6 protein-coding genes and 1 other RNA gene are annotated in these 5,686 nt (G+C 45.3%); 2 read left to right on the forward strand and 5 right to left on the reverse strand.

Features of this window, described 5'->3' with window-relative positions:
• Positions 1-1,831, forward strand: a 1,831-nt coding sequence (locus D791_RS18365; RefSeq protein WP_036514909.1) for a helicase C-terminal domain-containing protein, incomplete at its 5' end; no start/stop codon positions are given.
• 302 nt (positions 1,832-2,133) lie between these two features.
• On the opposite strand, the gene D791_RS18370 is transcribed toward D791_RS18365, so the two are convergent.
• A complete protein-coding gene (locus D791_RS18370) occupies positions 2,134-3,363 on the reverse strand; it encodes a tyrosine-type recombinase/integrase (protein WP_036514911.1) in 1,230 nt (409 codons plus the stop codon).
• 67 nt (positions 3,364-3,430) lie between these two features.
• On the opposite strand from D791_RS18370, the gene D791_RS20140 reads away from it, so the two are divergent.
• A complete protein-coding gene (locus tag D791_RS20140) occupies positions 3,431-3,616 on the forward strand; it encodes a hypothetical protein (RefSeq protein WP_157682432.1) in 186 nt (61 codons plus the stop codon).
• Here D791_RS20140 and ssrA read toward each other — a convergent pair.
• The 4 genes from ssrA to D791_RS18385 all read right to left on the reverse strand — a co-directional run bounded on the left by ssrA (position 3,567) and on the right by D791_RS18385 (position 5,627).
• Positions 3,567-3,924: a transfer-messenger RNA gene (gene ssrA, locus D791_RS19860) on the reverse strand. The two genes, D791_RS20140 and ssrA, sit on opposite strands and share 50 nt — an antisense overlap.
• A 76-nt stretch (positions 3,925-4,000) precedes the next feature.
• Positions 4,001-4,465 carry a methyl-accepting chemotaxis protein gene (locus D791_RS19415; protein WP_051514691.1) on the reverse strand — a complete coding sequence of 155 codons (465 nt, stop codon included), beginning with the start codon at positions 4,463-4,465 and terminating at the stop codon, positions 4,001-4,003.
• Entirely contained in the window at positions 4,456-5,037 is a 582-nt protein-coding gene (locus D791_RS19420) for a methyl-accepting chemotaxis protein (protein WP_157682433.1), read from the reverse strand. Before D791_RS19420 ends, D791_RS19415 begins: the two co-directional genes overlap by 10 nt.
• Positions 5,038-5,096: 59 nt before the next feature.
• Positions 5,097-5,627 carry an MCP four helix bundle domain-containing protein gene (locus D791_RS18385; RefSeq protein ID WP_036514916.1) on the reverse strand — a complete coding sequence of 177 codons (531 nt, stop codon included), beginning with the start codon at positions 5,625-5,627 and terminating at the stop codon, positions 5,097-5,099.
• Between the last annotated feature and the right edge of the window lie 59 nt (positions 5,628-5,686).

Genomic DNA, 5,686 nt, shown 5'->3' on the forward strand with positions numbered 1-5,686 from the left:
CGGTTACCACCAGGATGATGTTGTAAGCCTTTTGCACTCGAATAGGAACGAAGAAGAGTTAAAGTGGAAATGGCCATTGCTGAGCGAATGCATACCTCTTTGCACCTGTTTTTTTGGAGGAGACCGGTTAGAAATTGTGCCAAGATTTATTCCAATAGACAGAATACCATCTTTTGCATCAGCTAAAAGAAGAGTACATATGACAGCAACACTTGCCGATGACACAATTCTGGTTAGTCATTTCCGATCACAATCAGAGGAAGTCGGTCAACCGATTCGACCGAAAGGCGGTGGCGATATCGGAGACAGGATGATACTAGCTCCGCAAGAGATAAATCCTAATTACACCCCTGAGGATGTTCGAACACTTGTTGCTGATATTGCAAATGAGCTCAATGTGGTAGTGATAGTACCATCCAACAAAAGGGCGACCTTTTGGAAAGACTTTGCCAGCCAGACTCTGGATAAAGACAATATTCGTGACGGGGTTGAGCGTTTAAAAGAAGGGCATGTTGGTCTAACCGTACTAATTAACAAATATGACGGAATAGACCTTCCCAGAACTGCTTGTGAACTGCTTGTAATTGATGGGCTTCCTGAGGTTTATGGATTGAATGAGCGCATTGAGATGCAACTTCTCGATGGTACCAAAAGACAACTTGTACAACAGATACAAAGAATCGAACAAGGTATGGGAAGAGGTGTTCGTTCTAGCGACGACCACTGTGTTGTTTTGTTACTTGGGGGACGGTTGACGCAAAGATTGCACCAGCCTGAATCAGAGCAGTTTTTTTCATCTGCAACACGTGCTCAAATTGAACTAGGAAAAAGTGTCGCTTCACAGGTACGAGGTAAGTCCTTAGAGGAGCTTCGTCCCATATTAGACTTGTGCTTAAAGCAAAATGACGCATGGATCAATGCGGGTAGAAATGCAGTAGTAAATGCTCCCCCAATACTAGGAGGAAATTTAGATAATAATCAAGTCAAACTTAGGGAAGCTTTTGATGCGGCAAGAATTGGTAGGTATGACATAGCAATTAATAAGGCACAAGAGGCTGTTAACAATACATTAGAGGACAAAGTAAAAGGTTATCTAAAGCAACAGCTAGCCGAATATACTAATTTCATTGATCCTGCAAAAGCTCAGGAGCTTCAGTTATCCGCCTTAAGCCATAATCAACGGTTGCTAAAGCCAATTGCTGGTGTAACCTATAGTAAACTCAGCGCTCCATCTGCGGGTCAGGCAGTAGCAGCAACTTCGTTTATGGAACGGTTTCTAGAGGGTAATGACCTTGTTATTTGGGTCAACGGACTTATAGATGACTTAGACTGGGGAGAGGAGGGTAGTAAACGCTTTGAGGCAGCGATGAAAGACCTAGGAAGCTTTCTTGGCTTTGGATCAGAGCGACCTGAAGAAAAAGTCGGTCGAGGTCCTGATAATCTTTGGGCGCTTGGTGGTCTAACATACTTAGTAATAGAATGTAAAAGCGGCGCAGTATTATCTCCAAAGATTTCAAAATCTGATACAAACCAGCTTAACGGATCAATAATCTGGTTTAAGGAAAAGTATGATGATACTTGCTCAATGACACCGATTATGGTTCATCCGAAGACTATTTTCGAATACACAGCACCGCCAGACCCTAACATACGGATAATAAATAAACGATGCTTGAAGAAGCTACTTAATGCAGTTCGTGCTTATTCCGTAGCATTGGCTACCTCTAAGAGTTTCGTAGAGAAAAATGCTGTTGAAAAGCAGCTCATACAGCACAAACTCACTTCTTCTTTTATTGTTAATGAATACACAGTTACAGAAGGCTCAAGCTAGAGGACTTATAACTAATTAGACCAATGCTTCATTGGAGTTTGGAAAGTGAGCATTGCTTATGTGACTTGTTTAGGGTGATCAAATCTCAAGGAGTTTTCCTTTGCTTAGAGCACGGTAACTCCTTCAGAAAGTCATTCTTTTGCATGTCCATGCACATCATGCTCTAAAAACAGGTCCCCGAGTAAGCTAGAGAGGAGATCCAGATACCTTCAATAGTGATCAGCAACAAACTGAAGGCCAGCAATTACGCTGTATCCATCTGAATGATGCGTCGTTAGCGTCGAAGTGAGCTTCAAGTAATATCAAGCTATTTTGTTCCCAAATCTCCCACAGATAACGTTATTGTTGGATGCAGCGGCCTTTAGTTGATCAAGATAGTCAGCCCAGTGTTGCATCATTTCTCTTCGTTGCTTTAGGTGTTTTGTGCGGTTATAAGATCTGCCGTTTGGATCTTTCACTTCATGGGCAAGTTGCTGCTCGATCCACTCAATACGGTAATTCAGCACCTCATCCAGAATGGTGCGAGCAGTTGCTCTAAAGCCATGAGCGGTATGTGTTTCCCGGTCGTAACCCATACCTCGTAAAGCTATTCGTACTGCCCCATCTGACATTGGGCGGCTTGCACCTCTGGCGCTGGGAAATACATACACGCTCCTTCCAGTGATCGGTTGTAGACCTTCAAGTATTTCAATGCTTTGTTTGGCAAGAGGAATAATATGTTGCTGATGGGTTTTTTCTGCAATGATATCTATCCGCTTCTCTTCCCAATTGATCTGCTCCCAGCGAACATGGCGGAGCTCGCCGGGCCGGCAGAACCACAAGGCAGAGCACTTTAAAGCGGCGATCACAGCTGGTGTACCATGGTAATGATCAATAGAAACAAGCAAACGGCCAAGTTCACTCGGTTCTGTGATGGCAGCAAAGCAACCTTTTTTTGCAGGCTTTAGAGCATCTTTCAGATCTGAGCAGGGGTCGTGCTCACAACGACCAGTAATAATGCCATAGCGGAATATCTGCCCTGCAACCTGCTTTACACGATGTGCTGTTTCTACATGGCCCTTATCTTCAATTTTGCGAAGCACTGGCAATAGATCAAGCGCAGCAATCTCTGAAATAGGGCGGTTGCCTACCGAGCGAAAGAGGTGGTTTTCCAATGCTCTCATGGTCCGAGCTTGATGTCCTTCAGATTTGTCGCTCATGCGAACAGAAAACCATTCGCGGGCTATCAACTCAAAACTGTTTTCGCTAGCGCTACGACCTGCTTGCTTCAGTGCTTGCTTGGCTGCGCTAGGGTCGATACCCATCGTAATTTGTTGCCGAGCAGAATCTCGCTGTTCACGGGCGGCGGCCAGTGTAACATCAGGGTATACACCAAAGGCGGCAAGTTTCTCCTTGCCGTGGAAGCGATACTTCATCCGCCAGTATTTAGAGCCGTTGGGACGTACTTCAAGATACAGACCTTTTTCATCGGAGATTTTATACTTCTTCTCTTGCGGCTTGGCAGCCTTCACTTGTCGGTCGGTTAGTGGCATGGATAAACCCCTTGTTCAATTCGGGTTGGGGGTATCAGTTTGGGGGTATCACCTGTGGGGGTGTCGAATGTCCCCCCAATTATACCCCCAATGTACCCCGGCTTTACTGGGATCGGATGGGAATCGTTGGGCAATATTATGGGCTGAAAAGCCTGTATTTACTAGAGGTTGGGGGGTGTTTGAGTCTGGGTGGGAAGGGTTTGTGGTGGAGGTGGCGGGTTTCGAACCCGCGTCCGCCAATCCTCTGCCTTAAGATCTACATGCTTAGGCTTCTCTATTCAATTAACCCGTCACGACCCGAGAGCCAGGGTGTTATGGGCGAGCTCTTTTAGTTTTAACCGTTCAGCTTAGAGCAAAGCATCCGGGCGATTCTGTCTCATATGACACCGCGAACCTCTGAGTTACAGACACCTTAGAGTGCGGCGCTAGCCGACTTAAGCGGCTAGAGCGTAGTTATCGTCGTTTGCAACTATAACAATGTGATGAGGGATTTACGAGAATCATCACGTTCTCGACATGCACCCAAGGGTTCGTAACCAGCGTCGAAGCCATGTCACCCCCAGATAAGAGCCGAAGTATAGACGAATCTATAGGATAACGCCAATCTTCTCTTCAGCTCAGTCCAACATTTTTTGGCCTATACTTTAAATTTCTCCGCTTCACTTTGCAGTTGCTGAGCCAGCTCCGCCAGTTGTTGGCTGGCCATGGCACTTTGCTCAGCGCCGCTGACCACTTCAGAAACACTTCGAGCCACCATGGTGACATTTTCATTAATTTCATTGGCAACAGCGGTTTGTTCTTCGGTGGCACTGGATATCTGGACATTCATATCGGCAATAGTGCCGATGGCTGCACCCACATGTTCAAACGATTCACCATTTTCCCGTGCATCAACGACACCCGCTTGTGCTTGTTGAGTCGATTTTCTCATGTCCTCAACCGCTTCTCTGGCAACTTTTTGCAGTGTATTAATGGTTTTCTGGATGCGTTCAGTCGATTGCTGAGTATTGGCGGCTAGGCTTCTGACCTCATCCGCGACTACCGAGAAGCCGCGGCCCGCATCTCCAGCGCGAGCAGCTTCGATTGCAGCATTCAGCGCCAATAGATTGGTTTGTTCGGCAATGCTTCAATTACATCTAACACTTCGGTGATTCGTTGAGTTTGCTCATCAAGTGCAGATATTTGCACAGCCGATTGCTCAATACTCTGTGCGAGGGATTCTATAGCCGAAACCGTACGACGTGAGCGATCTTGCCCTTTTTTAGCTAGCTCATTTGCTTGTTCAGCAGAGTAAGAGGCATTCTGTGCATTACTTGCAACTTCAGAGATAGCGGCAGTCATTTGATTGATTGCAGTTGCTATCATCGTGGTTTGTTGTTCTTGCTCCTGAGCTGTGCCACTCACCTGTTGGCTGATGGCGCTCATTTCTTCAGCTGAGGCTGCGAGTTGATGAGTAGCTCGAACAAGGTTCTCAATTAAGCTTTGGAAATGATTCATCATGCCATTGAATGATTTGCTCAGAAGCGCAATCTCATCTTTACCCGAAACATCGGCGCGTATTCTCAAATCCGACTCTGAGCTAATGCGTGACATACTGTTGGATAAAGAGGCGATTGGCTTTCTGATAGATGATGAAATCTGCCAGCCGAAAACCAATAGCAGAATAACCACCACCGTGCCAATCGATATAAACAGGATCAGGTCTTTGGAAAACTGCTCAACGGATTGGTCTTTTAGGCTGATGCTTCATTAAGTTGATATTCAATTAAGTCATCTAGTCCAGCTCTTAGTGGACCAAACGTCGCATTTAATCTGAAATTAAACGAGTTGAAGTCCATCAATATCAAAGCACCCGATTCAGCTTGGCTTGTAAAATCAGCGATTAAAGATTGACTGCGTTCAATCAGTTTGGCAACGTCGCTGGAGAGTGCTAACTCCTCTTCTGAGTTGCCAATACTTTCTAAGTAGCTTGCCCAGTAGCGTTGATATGTGGATTGGGCTTGATTTAAGTCCGACATCAGTTGGCTGTAAGTGAGTGTTTCTTGGTGAAAGCTCTGGAAAAGATTAACCATTTCGACTGTAAGTGCATCAGACACAAACTTAATGTCTCGTGACGGAACCACAGCTTCAAAATAAATCGATTCTGTACTTTTGATCAGAGAGCGCATATCCGAGATAGCGATTAAAATGATACTCGCAACTGCTAATATTGGAAGCAGGGTGAGTAGAAGAAGACGAATTGATATTGACAGGTTTCGAAGCATAGTCTTACACCTTTATAGTTATTGAGGTAAGACTATCGTTACAAAGAATCTAGGGAAGA

The sequence above is a fragment of the Nitrincola nitratireducens genome, assembly GCF_000585235.1.
GTDB classification, from domain to species: Bacteria; Pseudomonadota; Gammaproteobacteria; order Pseudomonadales; family Balneatricaceae; genus Nitrincola; species Nitrincola alkalisediminis.